The 22260-nt window shown below is 76.2% G+C and carries 19 protein-coding genes; 10 read left to right on the top strand and 9 right to left on the bottom strand.

Annotated features, from left to right (window positions below; genetic code table 11):
* Positions 1-426 (top strand): CbiX/SirB N-terminal domain-containing protein (locus ACFWA9_RS21970; protein ID WP_380389097.1); only part of this gene is annotated, 426 nt, incomplete at its 5' end.
* A 153-nt stretch (positions 427-579) separates the two neighbouring features.
* Positions 580-2175 carry a carboxyl transferase domain-containing protein gene (locus ACFWA9_RS21975; RefSeq protein ID WP_380389099.1) on the top strand — a complete coding sequence of 532 codons (1596 nt, stop codon included), beginning with the start codon at positions 580-582 and terminating at the stop codon, positions 2173-2175.
* An 84-nt stretch (positions 2176-2259) separates the two neighbouring features.
* Here ACFWA9_RS21975 and ACFWA9_RS21980 read toward each other — a convergent pair whose 3' ends face one another.
* The 3 genes from ACFWA9_RS21980 to ACFWA9_RS21990 form a co-directional block, all read right to left on the bottom strand.
* Positions 2260-3213, bottom strand: coding sequence for a hypothetical protein (locus ACFWA9_RS21980; protein WP_380389101.1), 954 nt, complete (start codon positions 3211-3213; stop codon positions 2260-2262).
* 2 nt (positions 3214-3215) lie between these two features.
* Positions 3216-3749 (bottom strand): SigE family RNA polymerase sigma factor, encoded by a 534-nt coding sequence (locus ACFWA9_RS21985; protein WP_380389103.1) that lies wholly within the window; start codon positions 3747-3749, stop codon positions 3216-3218.
* A 172-nt stretch (positions 3750-3921) separates the two neighbouring features.
* The gene (locus tag ACFWA9_RS21990; protein WP_352291732.1) at positions 3922-4896 is read right to left on the bottom strand and encodes a helix-turn-helix transcriptional regulator; all 975 of its coding nucleotides are present in this window, start codon (positions 4894-4896) and stop codon (positions 3922-3924) included.
* A gap of 115 nt (positions 4897-5011) precedes the next feature.
* Here ACFWA9_RS21990 and ACFWA9_RS21995 point away from each other — a divergent pair, with 115 nt between their 5' ends.
* Positions 5012-5806: an NAD(P)H-dependent oxidoreductase gene (locus tag ACFWA9_RS21995; RefSeq protein WP_352291734.1), complete on the top strand. Its 795-nt coding sequence runs from the start codon at positions 5012-5014 to the stop codon at positions 5804-5806.
* Positions 5807-6323: 517 nt separating this feature from the next.
* The gene (locus ACFWA9_RS22000; protein WP_329490926.1) at positions 6324-6698 is read left to right on the top strand and encodes a transglycosylase SLT domain-containing protein; all 375 of its coding nucleotides are present in this window, start codon (positions 6324-6326) and stop codon (positions 6696-6698) included.
* A 268-nt stretch (positions 6699-6966) separates the two neighbouring features.
* Here ACFWA9_RS22000 and ACFWA9_RS22005 read toward each other — a convergent pair whose 3' ends face one another.
* Complete coding sequence (locus tag ACFWA9_RS22005; protein WP_352291736.1) at positions 6967-7425, bottom strand: HD domain-containing protein; 459 nt, start codon at positions 7423-7425, stop codon at positions 6967-6969.
* 132 nt (positions 7426-7557) lie between these two features.
* Between ACFWA9_RS22005 and ACFWA9_RS22010 the strand changes: the two genes are divergently transcribed.
* Together ACFWA9_RS22010 and ACFWA9_RS22015 are read left to right on the top strand one after the other, a co-directional pair.
* A complete protein-coding gene (locus tag ACFWA9_RS22010; protein ID WP_380389106.1) occupies positions 7558-8565 on the top strand; it encodes an AEC family transporter in 1008 nt (335 codons plus the stop codon).
* A 286-nt stretch (positions 8566-8851) separates the two neighbouring features.
* The gene (locus tag ACFWA9_RS22015) at positions 8852-9175 is read left to right on the top strand and encodes a hypothetical protein (protein ID WP_352291740.1); all 324 of its coding nucleotides are present in this window, start codon (positions 8852-8854) and stop codon (positions 9173-9175) included.
* Positions 9176-9246: 71 nt separating this feature from the next.
* On the opposite strand, the gene ACFWA9_RS22020 is transcribed toward ACFWA9_RS22015, so the two are convergent.
* Entirely contained in the window at positions 9247-9681 is a 435-nt protein-coding gene (locus tag ACFWA9_RS22020) for a MarR family transcriptional regulator (RefSeq protein ID WP_329492362.1), read from the bottom strand.
* Positions 9682-9800: 119 nt separating this feature from the next.
* Here ACFWA9_RS22020 and ACFWA9_RS22025 point away from each other — a divergent pair, with 119 nt between their 5' ends.
* Positions 9801-10736 (top strand): alpha/beta fold hydrolase, encoded by a 936-nt coding sequence (locus ACFWA9_RS22025; RefSeq protein WP_380389108.1) that lies wholly within the window; start codon positions 9801-9803, stop codon positions 10734-10736.
* Positions 10737-10912: 176 nt separating this feature from the next.
* Here ACFWA9_RS22025 and ACFWA9_RS22030 read toward each other — a convergent pair whose 3' ends face one another.
* Positions 10913-11176, bottom strand: coding sequence for a dsRBD fold-containing protein (locus ACFWA9_RS22030; protein WP_329490920.1), 264 nt, complete (start codon positions 11174-11176; stop codon positions 10913-10915).
* 282 nt (positions 11177-11458) lie between these two features.
* Between ACFWA9_RS22030 and ACFWA9_RS22035 the strand changes: the two genes are divergently transcribed.
* On the top strand, positions 11459-12460 hold the full coding sequence (locus ACFWA9_RS22035) for a DMT family transporter (protein ID WP_380389110.1): 1002 nt from the start codon (positions 11459-11461) through the stop codon (positions 12458-12460).
* Between the two features lie 29 nt (positions 12461-12489).
* Positions 12490-13164, top strand: a complete 675-nt coding sequence (locus ACFWA9_RS22040) for a DUF6629 family protein (protein WP_380389111.1) — start codon at positions 12490-12492, stop codon at positions 13162-13164.
* Between the two features lie 43 nt (positions 13165-13207).
* On the opposite strand, the gene ACFWA9_RS22045 is transcribed toward ACFWA9_RS22040, so the two are convergent.
* Entirely contained in the window at positions 13208-19129 is a 5922-nt protein-coding gene (locus ACFWA9_RS22045) for a TIR domain-containing protein (protein WP_380389113.1), read from the bottom strand.
* Positions 19130-19217: 88 nt separating this feature from the next.
* Here ACFWA9_RS22045 and ACFWA9_RS22050 point away from each other — a divergent pair, with 88 nt between their 5' ends.
* On the top strand, positions 19218-20420 hold the full coding sequence (locus tag ACFWA9_RS22050) for an SLC13 family permease (RefSeq protein WP_380389114.1): 1203 nt from the start codon (positions 19218-19220) through the stop codon (positions 20418-20420).
* Positions 20421-20527: 107 nt separating this feature from the next.
* Here ACFWA9_RS22050 and ACFWA9_RS22055 read toward each other — a convergent pair whose 3' ends face one another.
* Positions 20528-21421: an inositol monophosphatase family protein gene (locus tag ACFWA9_RS22055; RefSeq protein ID WP_380389116.1), complete on the bottom strand. Its 894-nt coding sequence runs from the start codon at positions 21419-21421 to the stop codon at positions 20528-20530.
* Entirely contained in the window at positions 21399-22250 is an 852-nt protein-coding gene (locus ACFWA9_RS22060; protein ID WP_380389118.1) for a hypothetical protein, read from the bottom strand. Before ACFWA9_RS22060 ends, ACFWA9_RS22055 begins: the two co-directional genes overlap by 23 nt.
* Positions 22251-22260: the final 10 nt, after the last annotated feature.

The following is a 22260-nucleotide window of genomic DNA, read 5'->3' on the forward strand; positions in this document are numbered from 1 at the left end:
GCCGGCGCCGGACCGGTGGTGCTCGCGGCGGCCGGCTCCTCCGACCCGGCCGCCGCCGGGGACACCGCCCGGACGGCGCGGCTGCTCGCCCGCCGGCTCGGCGAGGGCCGGCCGGTCGTCCCCGCCTACCTCTCGGCGGCCCGGCCGACTCCGCAGGAGGCGGTCGAGGCCCTGCGCGCGGCCGGCCACCGCGAGGTCGCCGTCGCCACCTACCTGCTCGGCCCGGGGTTCTTCGCCGACCGGGCGGCCGGGACCGCCGCCCGGTGGACCAGTACCCCGCTCGGCACGCACGACGCGCTCGCCCGCCTGGTCGCCGACCGCTACGACCGGGCCTGCCGCCCGGCCCGCCCCGACCACGCCGACCACGCCGACCACGACAACCGCACCGCCGTGCCCCGGCGGGAGGAGGCCGCCGCGCTCCGCTGAGCCGGCGCACGGCGGTCGACGCGGTCGGCGCGCGCAACCCCCGCCCCGAAGCTGTCGACCCGGTCACACCCGCCCGTCGGTCCGGGACGGCTGGTCGGCCGCTGCGTAGGGTGGATCTTGTCGATGCGGACGGCTCGGACGGCGGGGTGGGTTGTGGGGACCGGAAGTTCACTGACGGCACGTCAACTCATCGGCCTGCTGCTGGACCAGGGCTCGTTCCGGAGCTGGGACGAGCCGGTCGGGGCGCAGTCGGCCGACGCCGACTACCTGGCCGCACTGGCCCGGGCGCGCGAACGCACCGGGGTGGACGAAGCGGTGATCACCGGGGTCGGGCTGCTCGCCGGCCGGCCGGTGGCGCTGGTCGCCTCCGAGTTCGGCTTCCTCGGCGGCTCGATCGGGGTGGCCACCGCGGAACGGATCACCCGGGCCGTGGAACGGGCGACGGCCGAGCGGCTCCCGCTGGTCGCCCTGCCGGTCTCGGGCGGGACGCGGATGCAGGAGGGGTCGGCGGCCTTCCTCTGCATGCTGCGCATCACCGCCGCCGTCCAGGCCCACCGCGCGGCCGGCCTGCCGTACCTCAGCTACCTGCGCAACCCCACCATGGGCGGGGTCTTCGCCTCCTGGGGGACGCTGGGACAGCTGGTGTTCGCCGAGCCCCGGGCCCGGCTCGGGTTCCTCGGGCCCCGGGTGTACCAGGAGTTGCGGGGCGTGGAGCTGCCCCCGGACGTGCAGCTCGCGGAGACCCTGGCCGGGCGCGGCCTGGTGGACGCCGTGGTGGCGCCGGAGGACCTGCGGGAGGTGCTGCGACGGTCGCTGGCCGTCCTGGCCCCGGCCGCGAGCGTGCCGGATTCCGTGAGCGCACCGGAGGCCGTTCCCGCACCGGACACCGTGACCGCGCCGGACACCGTGACCGCGCCGGACACCGCACCCGCGCCCGACACCGCGACCGCCCGAGAGCCGGACGCCTGGGACTCCGTGCGGCGCACCCGCCGCCCCGACCGGCCGGGGGCGCGCGAGCTGCTGCGCCGGACGGCCGACGAGCTGGTCCTGCTGGACGCGCCAGGCGGCCGCGGCGGCGCCCTGGTCCGGGCCCTAGCCGTCCTGCACGGACGGCCCGCCCTGATCGTCGGGCAGCAACGGCAGGGTCCGGACCACGAACGCCCGTTCACCGCCGCCGACCTGCGGGCCGTGCGGCGCAGCGCCCGGCTGGCCGAGCAGCTCGGCCTGCCGCTGGTCACCGTCGTCGACACGGCGGGCGCCGAGCTGTCGGCGGCGGCCGAACTGGACGGCATCGCCGTCGAGATCGCGCACTGCCTGACCACCCTGCTCGCCCTGCGCACGCCGGTGCTGGCAGTGCTGCTCGGCCAGGGCTCGGGCGGCGGCGCCCTCGCCCTGCTGCCCGCCGACCGGGTGCTCGCCGCCGGCCACGCCTGGCTGGCGCCGCTGCCGCCCGAGGGCGCCTCCGCGATCGTCCACCGGGACGGCGCGCACGCCGCCGACCTCGCCCGCTCGCAGGGCATCGGCGCGGCCGACCTGGCAGCGGTCGGCCTGGTCGACGCCGTGGTGCCCGAACGGCCGGACGCCGCCGACGAGCCGGCCGCGTTCTGCGACCGGCTCGGCCGGGCGGTCGGCGCGGCGCTCACCGCACTCGCCGGGGTACCGGAGGCCGAGCGGCTCACCGCCCGCGCCCGGCGCCACCGCCGGCTCGGGGACCTGCTCGTCGACCCGGCCCGCGGCGGCTCCGCCTAGGACTCAACGACCAGTCGCGCCGCACCGGCGCGCGGCGGGAACGGGTCGGACAAGCCGTGGCTCCCCCGGGAGGCGGGTCCGGCCTCACTTCAGGAAGTCGACGTGGTCACCGCCCTTCATCGGCACGCCGTCGCGGTCGAAGAGCTGCCACGACTGCGCGGCCTTGCCCGCCGGCCGGGCCACCGCGATCCAGCGCACCGGGGAGTCCCCCACGGTGACCGGCTGCGGCTCGTACGTCGTGCCGTCCGTCCAGGTCACCGTCACCCGGCCGACGTTCGGGTCGAGCCGTGCCGACACCACGTCGAGCGGGGCCACGGTGTCGCCCTTGCCCCGGTGGCCGACCAGGCCCCCGCTGAGCGAACCCGCCGTGTCGACGGGCGTCGCCGGCGCGGACGGCGCCGGGACGCTGCCCTGGGAGTCATGACCGAGGCGCACGCCGTCCACCGTGAAGTAGGTGTTCGTGACGTCGTCCCGGGGCTGCCAGTACTGCTTGACGAACGCCTCCGTCGGCGCGGTGAGCTCCGGGTCCGCGGCGTGCCGCTCCTGCCAGATCGCCTGGGCCTGCTGGTAGGCCTGGTCCTGCCGGGCGAGCGGCCAGAGCGCGATCCAGAGCTTCCACTCCTTGCCGTCCGCGGTGCCCTGGGCGACCACCGCCCGGGCCGGGGTGAAGGGGTCGCGGACCGCCGCCGTCGGCGGGGCCGTGGTGGTGGAGGTGTCGGCCGCCGGTCCGCCACCGGTGCCGCCGCCGGTCCCGGAGCCGGCCGGGGCGAGCGCCCCCACCGACGTGCCGCCCGCGGCGGCTCCGTGCAGACCCATCGTCGTGCCGCCGGCCAGCACCACCACGGTGCCCAGCGCGACCGCCCCCACCAGGGTCCGGCGCCGCCGCCGCAACCGGCGACCGCCCGCCATGATCTCCGGCAGCGGCACCGCCCCGACCCGCGCCCCGGCGGCGGCCTCCGCCAGCCCGAGCCCGACCCACACCGCCGAGTCGCCGTCGTCCGTCGCGCCCGCGGCGCCCGTCCGGTCGTTGCCGCGCATGCTCATACCGCACCTCCGACGTGTGTCATGCCCTTGAGTTCCTTCAGCACCGAGACCTCTCGGAGCCTCGCTATCCCCTTCGCCGCCTGGCTGCGCACCGCTCCCGCCGAGCAGCCCATCGCCACGGCGGCCTGGCTGTCGCTCAGGTCCTCCCAGTGGCGCAGCACGACGGCCTCGCGCTGGCGGGGCGGCAGGGTGGCGAGCGCGGCCAGCAACGCCGAGCGCTGGTCGGACCGCGCGTAGCCGTCCTCCTCGCCCGCCGTCTCCGGCACGGCGTGGACCAGCAGTTCCGGCGGGCGGCGCCGGAAGCGGCGGGCGTGCTGGTTCACCAGGATCCGCCGCACGTAGGCGTAGGGGTCCTCGGCCCGGCGGACCTTCCCCCAGGCCGCGCAGGCCTTCTCCGCCGCGGACTGCACCAGGTCCTCGGCCGCGTGCTGCTCCCCGGCCAGCAGGTACGCCGTACGCAGCAGCCGTGGCCAGGCCCCGACGATGAACGCCTGGAACTCGTCGTCCCGGTCGGTCTTCGTTTCTCCCATGAGCACCTCCTCACCCCTCCTGAGCCCGGACCGGGCCGGAACCGCTTCCTCCGCGGCGGATCCGGTGCGGTCCGCGTTCGCGCCCGGGGCACCGGGCGGTGCGGTAGGGGAGGTGGGGAGGTGCCGGGTGCGAGGCTCCGGGGGACGCTCCCGGCGCCCTGCCGTGGACGCCTCAGGCGTCGGAGGACCGCACCGGCCCGGCGGCCCGCTCCTGCTGCGACGCCGCCACCGCCTCGGCCAGCCGGGCCAGCGCGGCGGCCTCCGGGCTGTTCTCCGCGGCGCTGAACACGTGCACGACCAGGCCCGTCTCGCCCGGCGCGGCGGGCACGTGCAGCGTCTCGTAGTCCAGGGTGAGCAGCCCCGCCACCGGGTGCCGCAGCCGTTTGCGGCCCGCGCCGCACACCACGATCTCGCCGGTGGCCCAGATCCGCCGGAAGTCCGCGCTGCGCGCCGACAGTTCGGTGATCAGCGCGGCCAGCTCCGTGTCGTCCGGGTAGCTCCCGGCGGAGACCCGCAGCTGGCCGACGGCCTCGCGGGCCCGGTCCTCCCACTCGGGGTGGACGTCCCGGGAGGCGGGGTCGCAGAACAGGTACCTGGCGTTGTTGCCGTCCCGGCCGCCGGGTGTGCCGAGCCCGCCCATCAGTTCGGCGCCCAGCGCGTTCCAGGCCACCACGTCGAGGTGGGGGGTCGTCGCGAAGGCGGGGAAGTGGACGACGGCGTCCAGGAGCCGCCGCAGCTGCGGGCTGACCCGCGCCGCGGGCGCGGTGCCGCGCCGGGCTCCGGCCAGGGTGGCGAGGTGCCGGCGCTCGGCGGCGTCGAGGCCGAGGGCCCGCGCGAGCGCGTCGAGCACCTCGGTGGACGGCTGGGTGGCCCGGCCCTGTTCGAGGCGGACGTAGTAGTCGACGCTGATCCCGGCGAGCTGGGCCAGTTCCTCGCGGCGCAGCCCGCGGACCCGCCGGTGACGGCCGCCGGCGATGCCGACGTCCTCCGGAGCGACGCGGCCGCGCCGGGCCCGCAGGAAACCGCCGAGCGCCCGCCGGGTGTCGCCGACCCCGTCGACCGCCCCCACCGTCCCGACCGCCCCAAAAGCCTCGACCCGGCCGCCGCCCCCGCCCGTGCCGTCCGTCGTCGTGTCCGTGTGCCTCATCCCGCCCCCGTTCCCTGGCGTCCAGTATGGGTGGCCCTCCCGGTACCAGGATCACCGGTCCTCCGGTTGACCAGGGTTCTGGCTGCCCGGCCGCGCCCGGGAGAACGTGTACGACATGACCGCAGCCACGCCCCAGCAGCAGAAGATCCTCGTCGTCAGCGCCCACCCGGACCCCCGCTCGCTCAACACCGCCCTCACCGCGTTCGCGGTCGACCGCCTGCGCGGCGCGGGGCACGAGGTCCGGCAGTCCGACCTCTACGCGATGAAGTGGAAGGCCGGGCTGGACGCCGACGACTTCCCCGCACACGCGCCGGACGAGCGGCTGCACGTGATGGCCGCCTCGGAGCGGGCCACGCTGGCCGGGCGGCTGTCGCCGGACATCGCCGCGGAGCAGGAGAAGGTGCGCTGGTCGGACGCGGTGATCCTGCAGTTCCCGCTCTGGTGGTTCTCGACCCCCGCGATCATGAAGGGCTGGATCGAGCGGGTGTTCACCGCCGGGTTCGGCTACGGCCCGGCCCTGCCTCCCCCCTACACCCGGGACTCCGCCCTGGCGGGCCGGCGCGCGCTGATGTCCGTGACGGCGGGCGCCCGGGAGACGTCGCTCCTCGACCGGGGCATCCACGGCCGGCTGGCGGACGTGCTCCACCCGGTCCAGCACGGCCTCTTCTGGTTCACCGGTATGGCACCGCTGGAGCCGTTCGCGGTGTACGACGCGAACGAGCTGTCCGAGGAGCGCTTCGAGGCGGCGAAGGAGGCGTACGGCCGGCGGCTCGACGGGCTCTTCACCGACGAGCCGGTCCCGTTCCGGTCGCTCGTCGGGGGTGACTACGGCCGCGACATGCGGCTGATGCCGGGTGTGGAGGCGCCCGGGACGGGCGGGTTGGACCTGCACGTCCGCCCGCGCGGCTGAGGAGCCCGGGCGGCGGGACCCGGTCCGGGCCGTCGGGGCGCCCACCGAGGCCGCACCGGTGTGGCGCCGCTCTCAGATCGTCTGTACCCGTAGTGGTCCCCCCGGACCGGTCCGTGACGGGCCCCGGTGGCCCGCCGGTGAGTGCGCTCACACACGAAAGGCCGCCACGACGGGCGGTAGTCGTTCTCGGGACAGCCACTCGGGCGGCCGCCGATCGCGGATCCGCCCAGGCCGGCGGGCACGCCGCAGGCGGGTCCGGAGGACCCTTCGAATCCACGGCACGGCCCCGGCTACGACGCCCGGTCGTAGCGAGGGGGTCTTGGCGACGGCCGATCCCGTCTGGCAACAATGGCTCAGTCGTCAGCCGCTCCGGCACCTGTCCCGCCGGAGCACAGCTTACTGCCGAGTCACGCCCCGCGACCGTATCGGCCCCTGTCCGGCCAACGGTCGAGGCGGGGCGTGACACCGGCCCAACCCGATTGAGGTCTTCTCCTTCATGCCCGCTTTCAAGCTCCGTATGCGTACTTCCGCCGCTCTTCTCGCCGGCGCCGCCGGTCTGACCGCCCTGGGCGCCGGCCTGGTGCCCGCCACCGCCTCGGCCGCGACCGTGTCCCCCCAGGCCCTCGCCGCCCAGATCGTGCCGGCCGGCCAGCTCGCGTCGTTCAGCCAGATCATCAGCCACGAGTCCAGCTGGAACGTGACCGCGACCAACCCCAGCTCGGGCGCGTACGGCCTGGCCCAGGCGCTGCCGGGCTCGAAGATGGCCTCCGCCGGTGCGGACTGGAAGACCAACCCGAAGACCCAGATCAAGTGGGCGCTGGACTACATGAACTCCCGCTACGGCAGCCCGAACGCCGCCTGGTCGTTCTGGCAGACCCACCACTGGTACTAAGCCGAACTCTTCCGAGCCACCGGGCCGGCCGGCCGATCGATCGATCGCCGGTGCTCCGCCGGGGCTCCGGCTGCCGCAGCCAGACCACTGTCCCCCCTCACCCCGGGGATCGGACAGGGATCACCGGGGTGACCGAGAGGGCCCGTGCACGCGCGATCCGCGTGCGCGGGCCCTCTCGCCCGTCTCCGGCCCCAGGCCGGCGCGCTCCCCCGGGCCCGTCCGGCCCGGACGCCGGGCGGACCGGACCGGTGCCGGGCGGCGAAGGGGGTCAGTCGCCGTCCACGCCCACCAGGCCGAGCAGTTCGCGCATCCGGCGGTACTTGGCGGCCAGCCGTTCGGCCGTCGGCGCGTCCAGGGTGGCCAGCCGGGCCGGACTGGAGTTGTGGGCCAGGTCGGCCCGCTTGACCAGGAGCGCGCCGGGGGTCGCCAGGATGCGGGCCGTGTACTCCTCCACCGGCTCGCCGGGGCGCTTGCTGAGGGCGTCCACGATCGCCTTGGTGTCCTCGGACAGGGCCGCGGCGGCCAGCCACTCGCGGGTCAGCACCTCGTCCTCGATCGCGTCGTGCAGCCAGCCCGCCGCGATCTGCTCCTCGCTGCCGCCGCGTTCCGCCACACCGTGCGCCACCGCGGCGAGGTGCTCGCTGTAGGGGTGACCGTTCTTGTCGACCTGCCCGTCATGGGCACGCCGCGCGATCGTCTCGACCTCGGCCAGGCTCAGATTCTCCACCGGGCCATGGTAGGCCGGGAGCCCCCGCGGGATGCCCGGCCGACTCGGCCGGGAGGGCGTCTGGTTGACTGCGGCGGTGCCGGGAGACCCCGCGCCCCGCCCACCGGACACCCCGGACCACCCCGAGGAGCCATGCCCAGTCTGCATCCGTTGCTCTCCGGCTTCGCCCCGATCTGGGCCCTCATCGGGATCGGCTACCTGGTCGGCCGCAGCGGACTGCTCGGGCCGCACGCCGACGCGGTGCTGAGCCGGTTCAGCTTCCATCTGGCCATGCCCGCGGCCCTGTTCCTGATGATCGCCCGGACGCCGCTGAACCGGTTCGCCAACCCGTCGATGCTGGCCTTCGCCGCCGGGACGGCGCTCGCCACCGGTCTCGGCCTGCTGGCCGCCCACCGGTTCTTCGGCCGGGGGCTCGCCTCGGGCACGATCGGCGGGATGGCCTCCGGCTACGTCAACTCCGCCAACCTCGGCATTCCGGTGGCCCTCCAGGTGCTCGGCGACGCGTCCTTCGTCGGACCGGTCGTGCTGTTCCAGACCCTGCTGGTCACCCCGATCGTGCTGACCGTGCTGGACACCGGCCGCGCCGGCCGCCGGGCCGCGCTCACCCTGCCGGTGCGCAACCCCATCCTGCTGGCGGTCGCGCTCGGCGCCGCGGTCTCCGCGACCGGCTGGCACCCGCCCGCCGAGCTGGCCCGCTCCTGCGAACTGCTCGGCGGCGCGGGCGTGCCGGCCGCGCTGGTGGCCCTCGGCATGTCGCTGCGCGGCCGCCCGACGACCGCCGCGGACACCGGTACCGGCACCGGCACCGTTCCTGGTGCCGGTGCTGACATCGCCGCGGGCCCCGGCAACGGCGCGGGCCCCGGCGACCGCCGGTACGCGGAGGTCGGGGTGACGGTGGTGCTCAAGACGCTGATCCAGCCGCTGGCGGCGTTCGCCGTCGGGGCCGGCCTGCTCCACCTGCCGCCCCACCAACTGCTCACCGTGGTGCTGTTCTCCGCCCTGCCGACCGCGCAGAACGTGTTCGTCTACGCCGCCCAGTACGGGCACAGCACCGCGCTCGCGCGGCGCTCGATCCTCTGCTCCACCGTGGTCTCGATGGCGACGCTGTCACTCGTCAGCTGGACGCTCGGACCCGGCTGAGCCGTACGGCCCGGCGGTACCGTCGGACCGGCGCCGCGACGGCGGGTCGGCCCGGCCGACGAAGCGGGCATTGAAGTGGGCATTGAAGTGGGCGACGTGGGTGAAGCGTGGGGAATTCGTGGAGCCCGACGGGGGCGGGATCCGGTGCCCGCCGGTACGCCGCCGGTGGGGTGCCGTCAAGAACCCGCCCGACCTGTACAAGACGCGTGCGACCACGCGGAAAGCATCGCCTCCCGGGCGGCGCGGTGGAATGCTGGCGAGCATGACTGAAGCCAACCGTCCACCCATGGTCAAGCGTCAGTGCCCCGCCGTCGTCACGCTCCCGCAGTCCGATGTGGATCACTTCAACAGCCTGCCGCACGCCGCCTTCATGATGGAGCAACACCTCCGCTGCGAGCTCGTCGCCGGGCACGAGAGCACTCACTGCGCCCTCGTCCAGGGCGTCGGCAACGACCTGCACTGGGCCTCCTGGCCCGTGTACACGGTCGAGTTGGCGCCGCGCTGTCCGGCCGAGGCCGGGCTGAAGGGGCCGGAGCACGTCAGGGAACCCGACTTCTGCCTGCTCCGCGAGGGCCACCCCGGGGACCACTTCGGCGAGACCTGGTTCTGATCCCCCGGCGCCCCCGGGGGTGCCCCGCGTCACCGGCCCCGGACGACGATCGCCTCGCGTCCGCGGTCCGGTCACTCCTCCCGGGCCGTGGCCACCACCTCGGTCATGGCCAGCAGGAACCGCCGGGCCGTCGCCAGCTCCGCGGGGTCGAACCGGCCCATGGCGGCCACCAGATCGGCGATCAGCCCGCCGAAGAAGCCCTGCCCGAGCTCCACCGCCCGCTCCTCGACCACCAGCCGGACGCGTCGGCGGTCCCCGGGGTCGCGCTCGCGGCGGATCAGGCCGAGCCGCTCCAGCCGGTCGACCAGGCCGGTGGTGCCCGCCGAGTTCAGCCGCAGCGCCTCGCCGAGCCGGCCCGGCGTCACCACCGTCCCGGCCCGGGCGGCGTCCAGCAGGTGGATCAACGCGCGCAGGTCGGTCGGGTGCAGGCCGTGGCGGCCGGCGAACTCCGCTCCGAACAGGTCCAGTTCGACGGTCAGGCCGCGCAGCAGATGGACCAGCCGCATCGGCTCCTCGGGTTCGTCCACCTCGTTCTCCTTCCGCTCCAGGTGCGGTGGCACTATTCTCTCGCTCAGCGAGATTATTGTTCAGCGAGTAATTTTGCCACCCGCCGGAGGACAGCAGAATGTCAGCACGCGACTCACGCTCCTCACGAGCCTCACGAACCCCGCAGGACACCCGGGCCACCGGCGTGGGCGGCGCCGACGATCCGCTCGATGCGTTCCTCGCCGCCTACGACGCCGTGCTGGCCCGCTGGCCCGTCCCCGTCGAGCCGCTCACCGTCCGGACGCCGCACGGCACCACCCGCGTCAACGCCTGCGGCCCCCGCGACGGGCGGCCGCTGGTCCTGCTCCACGGCGGCGGCGCGACCTCCACCGGCTGGCTCGCCGCGGTGGAGGCGCTCACCTGCGCCGGGCACCGCGTCCTCGCCGTCGACCTGATCGGCGACCCGGGGCGCAGCGTCCACGACGGCGCCCCGCTCGGCGGCGTGCCCGGCCTGCTGGGCTGGCTGGACGCCGTGCTTGACCGGCTCGGCGTGCCCGAGGCCGACTTCTGCGGTCACTCGTACGGCGGGTGGATCGCCCTGGAGTACGCCCTGCACGCCCCCGCCCGGGTCGGCCGGCTCGCCCTGCTGGATCCGACCCAGTGCTTCGCCGGCTTCCGCGCCGGCTACCTGCTGCGCGCGCTGCCGCTCTTCCTGCCGCCCCGCTCGGCCGGCCGCGCCCGCGCCTACCTGGACTGGGAGAGCGGCGGCGGCGGCCTGGACGCCGGCTGGCGCGAACTCTACGCCCTCGGCCACGCCGGGTTCCCGGCCTCCCGGGTGGTCACCGGACCCCGCCCGACGCGTGAACGACTGGCCGCCCTCGGGGCGCCGGCCCTGGTCCTGCTCGCCGAGCGCAGCCGCACCCACGACGCGCGCCGCGTGGCCGCGTCGGCCCGCGAGGCCCTGCCCGGCGCCACGGTCGCCGTGCTGCCCGAGGTCTCCCACCACACCCTGCTCACGGCCCGGCCCACCGAACTCACCGGCCGGCTCACGGCATTCCTGTCCGGCGGCGCGTGACCGGCCTCGAACCGGAGGGCGGCGGGGCCCAGTAGGTCATGCTGCCCGGAACCCACGGGGTGGCCCGGGACCCACCGCCACCCACCCCGTGGGTCCCGGGCGGCGCGCACCGGCCGGCCCGGGTGCGCGGGCCAGGTCGACCGGCCGGGCGGACGGCGGGTCAGCGGACGGGCGGTTCAGTAGATCAGGTAGCCCGGCCGGTGGCCCTCGTCCTCGATCTCGCCGGTCGCCTGGGCCCGTAGCTTGCGGGACAGCGCCTCCAGGGCGCGGGAGGCGGCGACCTCCTCACCGATCCGGGCGAGCGGGCGGTCCTCCGCGCTCTTGAGCGACTCTCCGTGGGCGCTGAGGCCCGGTGCCCTGGCACCGGTCAGCCTCGCGTCGCATCCCGTGTGCACGCCGTCTTCCTCGAAGCTCAGCTCCACATCCCACTGGTTGTGCATGCCACACCTCCTGGCGCCTGCCCCCGTCGCGCCCACTCGGGCCGGCACGGTTGCGGACCCGTGGCGGCTGCTCACACCAGCGTGCGCCCCCGGCGCCCGGGGCGGCAAGCGCGGCCCCGGGCGCCGGGGCCGGCAGCGGAAGCAGCCGTCCGGCCCAGGGCGGCCCGCGTCCCGGCGGTCGGGTCAACGCCCCGGCGGTACGCTGGCGGAAACGTGCCGCGACCGCCGTCGAACCACGGATCGCCGGTCCGGCGCGGGCAGCGACGTTCGGGTGGTCCCTTCGTGGTGGTCTTCCTCCTCGCACTGAGCGCCGCCTGCTGCCTGGGGCTCGGATTCGTCCTCCAGCAGCACGCGGCACAGCGTGCCCCGCGTGCCGACCTGCTGCGCTGGCGGCTGCTGCTGGACCTGCTGCGGATGCCCGAATGGCTGCTCGGCACCGGGTTCATGGTCAGCGGTCTGATCCTCTCCGCACTCGCCCTCAACCAGGGCGAGGTCTCGCTGGTCGAGCCGCTGCTCGCCACCAATCTCCTGTTCGCGATGGCGCTGTCCCGGGTGCTGACCCGGCAGAGCCTCGGCCGGTCCGGCTGGGCCGGCGTGCTGCTGCTCGCCCTCGGTGTGACGGCGTTCATCGTGGCCGGCCGCCCCACCGGGGGCGGCGAACCGGCCGGGGAGCTGCGTCACTGGGTGGTGGTCGGCACCGTGGTCGGCCTGACGCTGCTGCTGGTCTCCACGGCCCGCCGGATGCCGCTGTTCGAGGAGGCCACCCTGCTCGCCCTCGCCGCCGGCCTGCTCTACGGCCTCCAGGACGCGCTCACCCGTACGACGACCCTGCGGCTGGACCACGACGGGCTGGGCGCGGTGCTGCGCAGCTGGCAGCCGTACGCGGTGGTGGCGGCGGGGGTGGTCGGACTGCTGCTGGTGCAGAGCGCGTTCGAGGCCGCCCCGCTGCGGATGTCGCTGCCCGCGCTGACGGCGGCCCAGCCGATCACCGGGATCGCCTGCGCGGTGGGCTTCCTCGGCGACCGCCTGCGGGTCACCCCCGGCGCGCTGGCCTGGCAGGCCGCGGGACTGGTGGCGGTCGTCCTCGGGGTGATCGTGATCGGGCGCCACCCGGCCATGCCCGGCAGCGGCCACCGGGCGGTCCCGCGCGCCGCCGAAGCCGCCGACCGCCCGGACGGCGGCGGCTCGCCGGACGGCCCGGACGGCGCGGACTCCCCGGGCGGCCCGGACGGCCCGGACGGCCCGGACGGCGCGGGCCCCACCGACCCCACCGGCTCCCGGTAGCCGGCCCGGCCAAGGAACGGCGGCGACCCATGTGCTGGAGCGCGCAGGCGGACCTCGTCGCCGGCGGGGTGGTGTCGGGCATCGGCGTCCTCTGCCTGGTCCGGACCCACCGCGCCGGACGCCCCGAGCGGCTGCCGCTCGCGGCCCTCCCGCTCGTCCTCGGCGTGCACCAGCTGATCGAGGCCGCGGTCTGGCACGGCGCCGAGGGCGGCCTCCCCGCCGGTCCGGCCGGGTGGGCCCGGACCGCGTGGGCCGTGATCGCGTTACCGCTGCTGCCCGTCCTGGTCCCGGTGGGGGTGTGGACCGCCACCCGCGACCTGGCCCGCCGGCGCCCGCTGCTGGGCTTCGTCCTGCTCGGCCTGCTGGTCGCGGTCCCGCTCGCGCTCGCCGTCGCGACCCGCCCGGTGACGGCCACCGCGCACGGCCACACCCTCGGCTACGCCGTCGGCATCCCGCACGCGGCGCTCCTGCTGACCGGCTACCTGGTGGCGACCGTCGGGCCGCTGCTCCTCAGCGGCGACCACCTGTTGCGCCCGCTCGGCCTGCTCACCGGGGCGGGCGCCGTCCTCTGCGCGCTGCTCTGGCGGCTGGCCTTCGTCTCCACCTGGTGCGCCCTGGCGGCCCTGGCCAGCCTGCTGCTCCTGCACTGGACGGCCCGCCCGCCCCGGGACGCGGCCCCGGCCGGCGACCCGGCGGCGTTCTGACACCACCCGTCGGCCGTGGCCCCGGGCCCGCCCGCCCCGGGGCTCACAGCAGCGCCTCCGGCGGCATCCGGTGGACGCCCGGGAGCCGGGTGTCGAGCTCGCCGGGCTCGAAGCGGCACATCCCGACCGCGTGCCAGAACTCGCCCACGACGTCGCCCTCGTACTTGTACGCACCGGACGGCAGCAGCGCCGCCCAGCCGTCCGGTGCCCCGAGCAGGGTCGCCCGGGCCGTGGGCGCGCCGTCGGCGGGGACGTCCCAGAGCCGCACCGTGCCGTCCTCGCCGCCGCTGGCCAGCAGCGATCCGTCCGGGCTGAAGGTCACCGCCAGAATCCGGCCGGTGTGCCCGCGCAGCCGTCCGAGGTCCTGCCCGGTGCGCGGGTCCCAGAGCCGGACCACCCGGTCGTCCCCCGCCGTGGCGAGCAGCGACCGCCGGGGGTGCACCGACGCCGTCCAGAGCCGGCCCGCGTGGCCGGTCAGCCGGTGCCTGATCCCGCCGTCCGCCCAGACCACGGCGTCGCCGTCCCACGAGGCGCTGGCCAGCCAGGAGCCGTCGGCGCCGAACGCGACGCCGTACACCCGGTCACCGTGCCCGTCGTGCCGGGCCTCGATCCGGCCGGCCTCGATGTCCCAGATCCGGACGCTGCTGTCGTCGCAGCCGGTGGCCAGCCGGCGCCCGTCCGCGCTGAAGGCGATCGAGCGGACCCGGCCCCGGTGCTCGCGCAGCGTGGCGACGTGGGCGCCGGTGCTGCGGTACCAGATGCGGACGGTGTCGTCGTCGTTGGCGGTGGCCACGAAGACGCCGTCGGCGCTGAACGCCTCCGCCCAGACGTGCTCCGTCTCGACGTCCATCTCCCGCAGGTACTCACCGGTCAGCGCGTTCCACAGGTAGAGGTCGCCGTCGTTGCTCGCGGTGGCCAGCACCGGCCCCTGCGGGCTGAACTGCGCCGAGACCAGCCGGCTGCTGCGCCCCGAGAGCTCCCTGATCCGGCGGCCCGTGGCGGGCTCCCAGAGCCGGACCACACCGTCGTTGCCACCGGCCGCCAGCACGCCGGCGTCCCCGCTGAAGGAGAGCGAGCCGATCCGCCGCCCGTGGCCGCGCAGCAGTTGGCGGCTGCGGCCGGAGGCCGGGTCCCAGAGCCGGACGGCGCCGTCGTTGCCGCCGGTCACCAGCAGCGTGTCGGCCTCCGCCCCGCCCGGTCCGGCGCCGGGGCGGAACCGGCAGGCCCAGACCGAGCCCCGGTGCTCGGGCGGCTGGCGGCGCGGGGCCACCACCTCGCGCCCGCCCGGGGCGGGCGGCCCGACCCGCCACACCCGGACCACGCCGTCGCTGTCCCCGGCGGCGAGCCGGCCGCCGCCGTCGTCGAAGTCGACCTGGTAGACCGAGCCGGTGCAGCCCTCCAGCCGGCCGGCCGCCGTCCCGTCCAGCGGGTTCCAGAGCCGGATCTGACCGGCCGTGTCGCCGCTGGCGAGCAGGTCCCCGTCGGGGTGGAAGGCCAGCGTGTAGACCCGGCCGCCGTGCCCCTCGAAGGTGTGCAGCAGGCGTCGCCCCGCGACATCCCAGACCCGGACGGCGCCGCCCGGGGCGTCCGGGGCCGCGTCCGCGGCGCCCCGGACGGCCGCGCCGTCCGCACCGGCGTCGCCGGTGGCCAGCAGCGTCCCGTCCGGGCTGAACCGGGCCCGGAAGACCGTTCCGCGGTGCCCCGGGAGCTCGGCGACCCGCTGCCCGGTCGCGGTGTCCCACAGCCGGGCCCCACCGAGCCGGTCACCGGTCGCCAGCAGGGCGCCGTCCGGGCTGAAGACCGCGGTGTAGACGGGTGCGGCGTGGCCGGTCAGCCGGCGCAGCAGCCCGCCCGTCGCGGTGTCCCAGAGGGTGACCGTCCCGTCGGCGTCACCGGTGGCGAGCAGCGCCCCCGTCGACTCCAGCGAGACCGGCCAGACCCCGCCCGGGTGGACGTCGAGGCGGTGCAGGCACTCCCCGGAGACCTGGTCCCAGAGCCGGACGGTGCCGTCGGCGCTGCCGGTGGCCAGCACGCTCCCGGCGAACTTCACCGCGTAGACCCGGTCGATGTGGTCCTTGAGGGTGCGCAGGGCGACCCCGGTGAGCGCGTCGCAGACCAGCACGCTGCCGTCGGCGCTGCCGACCGCGAGCAGCTGGCCGTCGGCGCTGAAGGCGACCGGTTCGGGCAGCCGGGCGGTGCGCACGCCGAACCCGTACGGCACGCCGACCTCCGAGGGCCGGAAGCCGGCCTCGACGGGCAGGCCCGGCGCGACGGCCGCGGCGCGCAGTTCGGGGGCGGCCAGCACCTCGTCGTCGGTGACGGCGGAGATCAGGGCGGCGCGCTGCCAGCGGCTGCCCCGCAGCCGGGCGCCGCGCAGATCGGTGCCGATCAGCCGGGCACCGCGGAGGTCCGCGCCGGAGAGGTCGGCGCCGGACAGGTCGGCCGCGTCGAGCCGGGCACCGGCCAGCCGGGCGCCGCGCAGCGAGGCCCCGGCCAGGTTGGCGCCGAGCAGCCGGGCGTCGGTGAGGTCGGCCTGGCCGAGGTCGACGCCGGAGAGGTCCCGGTGGGAGAGGTCCTCGCCGGCCAGCGCCGCGCCGCGCAGATCGGTGTGGGCGGGCACCCGCAGCCGGGCCAGCACCTTGACGGCGTTGAGCCGCGCGGTCTCGTCCGCCTCGCCGGCCCCGTCCAGGACGTCGTGGGCCCACTGCTGGCAGAGCTGGTGGTCGGCGAGGTCGCAGAGGAACTCGACCGCCAGCCGGCTGAGCGGGCGCCGGGTGAGCAGCTCCGACTCGCCGTTCCCGAGCGAGGCCGCCGCGGCCCGGGCGACCAGCCACTCGACCACGGAACCGTGGATGAACTGGAACACGCCCTCGTCGGACCGGACGAGCAGACTGCCCGATCCCACCGCGTGCGCGAGCTGCGGCGCGGGCAGGTGGCTCCCGGCCAGGCCGGTCAGCGCACCGGAGAGGTCGAGCAGTTCGTCGTACGGCAGGGCGGTGCGGCTGGTCTCCCAGAGCCGGACCGCGAGCGCGGTCACGGCCTCCCAGAGCTGGTCCAGGCCGAGGCCGGGAGCGGCGCCCGGGCCGCCCTGGCCGCGCCGCTCCTCGAACTCCAGCCAGGCGGTGAAGACCTCCTGGTAGAGGCCGGCGGCGCTGAGCGCCCGGCCGGCTCCGGCGACGGCCCGCAGCCGGTCGTGGTCGAGGTCGGCGACGAAGCTCAGCAGCCGGGGGTTGCGGCAGAGCGCGAGCAGGTCGGGGATGGCCTCCAGCAGCCGCATCCGGCGGTCGGCGGCGGCCTCGTCGCCGTAGCGGTTGGCCAGGTAGCCGCGGATCTGGGCGGTGGTGAAGTCCTGGACGGCGATCAGCCGCCGCTGCGGGAGCAGGCCGACCCGCTCGCCGAGGGCGGTGAGCACCTGTTCCTGGGAGCTGAAGTGCTGGGTGCGGCTGCTCACCACGATCTTGGCGTTGTCCACGGCGGCGTCCAGCAGCACCTGGAGGTGGTCGGCGGCGCGCTCGTAGCTGACCCGGCTCAGCAGTTCGTCGAAGCCGTCGAACAGGAGGACCACGCGCCCCTGCCGGAGCATGTAGCGAAAGGCCCGCAGGTCGAGGGTGTCGACGCCGTGGGCGGTCAGGTGGGCCGCCACCAGGCCGTCGAAGGAGTGCGCCTTGTCCAGTGCGCTGAGGTCGATGAACAGCGGCGTCAGATGCGGGAGTTCGACCGGGATGCGGCGGGCCAGCTCGCGCAGGGCGAAGGTCTTGCCGTGCCCGAAGTCGCCCAGCAGCAACAGGAACCGGCCGTGGTCGGAGTCCAGCAGCCGGAGCATCTCGTCGACCAGGCCCTCGCGTTCCTCCCCGCCGGGGCGCTCGGCGTCCCGGTAGCGCTGCGGCAGGTAGAGGCCGGGCTGGTACTGGCTGTCGGCGGCCAGCCGCTCGCTCTGCGCGGCGACGTGGTCGCGGAGGTCGAGCAGGCCCTGGAACTCGATGAAACTGCGCAGCCGGACGCCGCGCCGCCGGGCCCGGTCGCGCAACTCGCGCGGCGGGGGCGGGCCGTCGTGGACCAGCTCGGCGTCCGGGGCACCGCCGGCGGCGTGCACCTCGTCGACGAAGCGGTCGACCTCCTCGGCGGTCGGGGTGTGCACGCAGACCGCGACCCGCTGCTGGCGGACGAATCCCGACTCGTTCCAGGTGACGAAGAGCTGGGGCGGCGAGCCGGCGACCGAGCGGATCTGGGCGCCCTGGTGCCGGGTGCGGCAGACCTCGGCGACCCGGGCCAGCAGGGTGTCGAGCGGGGAGGGCAGTTCCCTGGTCTCCCGCTCGGCGGCGGGCAGCGGGGCGGAGCCCGCCGCGGGCGGGGCGTCGGGGGCGGCCCGGTCGGGCGGCGGGGGGAACGCGCGGTGCGCCCGGTGCCAGCCGACCGCCGACCGCCGGGGCTCGGCGCCCGGGGCTGTGCCCGCCCCCGGGGCGGCGCCGGGGCTCGGGCCGGGCCAGTGGGTGAGCCCCTCGCGGGTGAGCTGCAGCAACTGGTGCGCGCCCGGGCCGGTGGCCCCGAGGACCCTGAGCTCCCCGGCGGAGGTGGGCAGGTCCTGGAGCGCGGCGCGGCCGTCGGCCGGCCCGTGCAGCAGCAGGTGCAGCCGGGGCGCGGTCAGCCGGGTGAAGCGGTCGACGTCCCGGAGCGGCTCGGCGTCCTGGCCCGCCCGGGCCGACCGGGCGCCCGCCGGCCGGGGCGTGACGGGGTGCCGGACGCCGCCGATCCGCAGCCAGCCGTCGTTCTCGTACGGGCGCAGCGCCTGGGCGAACCAGGCGGCCTGCTCGGGGCCGAGCCAGCCGTACCGGTCGTCGGGCCGGTGGCTGTGGGCCATCGAGGAGTTCAGGCCCGCGACGACCGTCCCGAGCTCGGGCACCGGGAACAGCGTCCAGGGCTGGTCGCTGTCGAAGACCACGTCCAGCCCCTGGTAGAACTCCTGGAACAGCCGGGCGTAGTGGCGCCACTTGGGCCAGTACGGCGGGGTGGGCCGCAGTTCGTCCGCCTCGCAGGTGGCGAAGTAGGCGCGGGAGGCCGCCTGGCTGACGTCCTGACCGCCGGGGACGATCGCCACCCGGTGCGGCTCCAGCCCGAGCAGGGAGCGCATGCCGGTGAGGAAGGCGAGGGCCTGCTCGCACTCCCGGGGGCTGCCGGACGCGGTGAGGTCCCCGGTGACGACGACCAGTTCGGGTGCCGGGGCCCCGGCGTCGGCGAGCTCGACGAGGTCCCCCCACACGGCGGCCTGGAGCTCCGCGGGATCGGTGCCCCGGCCGAAGGACGGGCCCGCCAGGTGCAGCACCGTGACCGACTCCCGCCCGCCCGGGTGGCCCGCCGCCGGCGGGTACTCCGGCCGCACGGAGGGCCTGCGCCGGCCGGACCGCCCGGTGCCGCCGACCGGTCGCAGCGCCTGCGGGGCCGGCTCCCCGTCCTGCTGCGCCCGGGCGGCGGGCGGCGCGCCCGCGGCGCCGCCCGGATAGCCCGGCCGCAGCTCCGGCCGGGCCCGGCCGTCCATCGCCTGGGCGACCCTGGCGAGCAGCAGGTGGCGGGCCAGCGCGGGGTCGGTGACGGTGGCCAGGTCGATGTAGGTCAGGGTGGCGAGCAGGCCGTCCACCGGGATGTCCTCGATCCGGACGGTCAGCAGCCTGCGCTCCGGGGCGTCGGGGTCGGCGCGCAGGGCCGCCTGCCACTCCATCCGGCCGTAGCGCGAGCGCTCGTAGTGGCGCGAGAGCAGCGCGATGACCGCGGCGGACTCGGTGACACCCCGGTCCATGAAGTCGACGAAGTTGGTCCCCGGGACGAAGTCCCACGCCTGGAGGAAGGCCCGGTAGCCCGCGTCCTCCAGCGTCCAGGCGATCCAGGCCGCCCACCGTTCGTCGGCGGGCGAGTAGCTGATGAAGAAGTCGATCGGCCCGGGGCCGCCCGGGTTCACGTCATAAGCCCCCATGGGGCCAGCTTATGGCCGATCGCCGACGAGCGACCCCGGTTCGGCCCCACACTCGACCAACCACCGCTCGTATGCGACCCTGACCACCGTGTTTGCCTACTGGCCCAACGTCAAGCGACTCCATCCTCTCGACTGGGTGGCTGCTGCGCTGCTCGCCTGCGGACTGCTCCTGCTCGCCACCGGACTGCTACCGACGGACTCCGCCGGGGCCGCGATCTCCCGGATCGCACCCCTGCTCGCCTTCCTCGGGACCGTCATCGTGCTCGCCGAACTCACCAGCACGGCCGAGGTGTTCGACGTGCTGGCGGCCGGGGTGGCCCGGACCGCCCGGGGCAGCTACGCGGCGCTGTTCGTGCTCTGCGTGGCGCTGGCCGCCGTCACCACGATCACCCTCAACCTGGACACCACGGCCGTCCTGCTGACCCCGGTGATGCTGGCCCTCGCCTCGCGGGTGGGCATCGCGCCGCTCCCGCTGGCGATGACCACGGTCTGGCTGGCCAACACCGCGAGCCTGCTGCTCCCGGTGTCCAACCTGACCAACCTGCTCGCTGCCGAGCGGGTCGCGCTCTCCCCGACCGGCCTGGCCCGGGTGATGTGGGCGCCGCAACTGGCCGCCGGCCTGATGACCATGGCCTGCCTGTGGTGGTTCTACTGGCGGCGCGACCGGCGCGGCGCGAACGACTACGACCCGCCGCCGGCCCACCGGCCGGCCGACCGGGTGCTGTTCAGGATCTGCGCACTGACCTGCGCCGGGTTCCTGCTGACCAGCCTGCTGGCCGACCTCCCGCTCTGGGTCGCCTCGGGGGCGGCGGCCCTGGTGGTCGTCGTGGCGTTCGCCGTGCGGCGGCCCGAGGCGCTGCGGGCCTCGCTGATCCCGTGGCGGCTGCTGGTGATGGTGCCGGGGATGTTCCTGGTCGTGCAGACCTTCGACGCGCACGGGCTGCACCGGGTGCTCGCCGCGGCGATCGGGACGGACGGCGGGGTGCTCGGGATGTTCCGCGCCTCGGCGGTGGGCGCGGGGCTGTCGAACCTGCTCAACAACCTGCCCGTGTACCTGGCCGGCGAGGCCGCCGTACCGGCCGGCAACCACCAGCAGCTGCTCTCCCTGCTGATCGGCACCAACATCGGCCCGCTGATCACACCCTGGGCCTCGCTCGCCACCCTGCTCTGGTACGAGCGGTGCCGGTCGGCCGGGCTGCGGGTACCGCTGCGCAGCGTCGCGGCGACCAGCGCCGTCCTGGCCGTCAGCGGGGTGGCGCTGGCCACCGCGGCCCTGACCCTGACGTCGTGACGGCGTGGCGGCGTGGCGGGGTAGCGGCGTGACGACGGTGGCCGGGGATGGCCGGGGATGGCCGAAGGTGCACGGGGCGGGGAGGCTCGACTCCGCCGCCCGTTGCCTCAGCCGTGCCCGGCGGCCGAGGCGGCCCGGGCCACCAGGTCGAACAGGTAGGGCAGCGCCTCCGGTCGGCCCGCGACGAAGCTCCGCGCGGTGTCCGGCCGGCCGATCCGCCCGCTGAACCGGCCGCCGTCCAACCCGCGGACCACCACACCCGCCTCCGCCGCGAGCAGGTACCCGGCGGGCAGGTCGATCTCCTCCGGCAGGTAGCCGACGAAGCCGTCGATGTCGCCCCGGGCCAGCATCGACCAGGCCAGCAGCGGCGCCCACAGCTGCAGCAGCCGCTGGGAGCCGGCCTCCAGCTCCGACTTCAGCGCCCGGAGCAGCCGGTCGTCGGTCGCGATGCCGTGCCCCTGGGTCCAGGCGACCACCGGCCGGGCCGCGGCGACCGCACGCGCCGAACGGGCCGCACCCGCCGTACCGCAGAGCCGTCCCTGCGGGCCGAAGGCACCGGCGCCGTGGACGGCCCACCACGTCCGGCCGATCACGGGGTCGTGCACGACCCCCACGACCGGCTCCTCGTCCACGCAGAGCGCGATGCCGACCACATAGGCCGGCAGCCCGATCACCACGTTGTTGCTGCCGTCGAGCGGATCCACCAGCCAGGTGCGGCCCGACGCCGCACCGCCGGCACCGCCCGCTGTCGCACCGCCCTCCTCGGCGACGATCCGGTCGCCCGGGAAGGATTCCGCGAGCCGGCTGGTGACCAGGGCCTCGGCCTGGAGGTCGAGTTCGGTGACCACATCGCCGTCCTCGCCCTTCGTGCAGACCCCGAAGGCGTCCTGGAACCGGGCGCTCAGCAGCGCCCCCGCCTCCTCGGCGGCCCGCACCGCCACACGGCACTCGAACGCGAACGGGAACGCCGGGGCGCCGTCACGCTGCCTGATCGGGTCCACTGATCCTCCTCGCTGCCTCTCCGGCGATCCGAGCCGTCTGGTCGGCGTCGCAGAGCCGGCGCACCACCCGGCGGGCCGGACCGTCGACGGGCCCCAGCACGACGTCCACCGATCCGGGCACGGACCGCCCCAGCACCACCGTCGCCGCCGACGCGGCCCCGGTGAGGAGGGTGGTGTGGAACTCGCCGGCCGCCAGGGTGTACGTCTCTCCGCGCGCGCTGCGCTGCTCCACCACCGGCTCCCAGCGCACCAGTCGCGGGGTCGGCCGGATCTCGTCCGCACCCGCGCGGCTGTACACCTCGAAGGCGCGGTGCGTCGGCCGCCGCGGCTCGTCCAGCACCCGGACCCTCAGGTTGCCGACCCGCCCGTAGAGCACGCTGCTCTTCAACTCCCAGCTGTGGCAGTGGATCTCCGGCGGAGGCGCGGGCGGGTGCGCCGCCGGTCGCGGGGGCGGGTGCGCCGCCCGGCGCAGACCGGGCGCGACCGGCCCGAAGACGTGCACGCAGACCCCGCACGCGCCCTCCCGCAGGACCGGCAGGCAGTAGAAGCCGAGCGGGTGGGCCACCGCGCGCAGGGGCCTGCTGCCCGAGGCGATCTCCGCCAGGATCCCGCCGACCAGCCCGTCGAGGCCGCCCGGTTCGTCGGGCAGGCCTGGTCCGGACGGCGCGCCCGGGCCACCCCGGCTGTGCTGATCTGCCCGGCTGCCCCGGCCAGCCCGGCCGTCCCGGCCTGCCCGGCTGTCCTGACCGGCCGGTCTGTCCGGCTCACCCGGTTCGGCCGCGGCCCCGGTCCGCCCGGCGGCCCGGTCGAGTCTCGTGAAGAGGTCCATCGTCTCCCGC

This window comes from Kitasatospora sp. NPDC059973, assembly GCF_042737525.1.
Lineage (GTDB): Bacteria > Actinomycetota > Actinomycetes > Streptomycetales > Streptomycetaceae > Kitasatospora.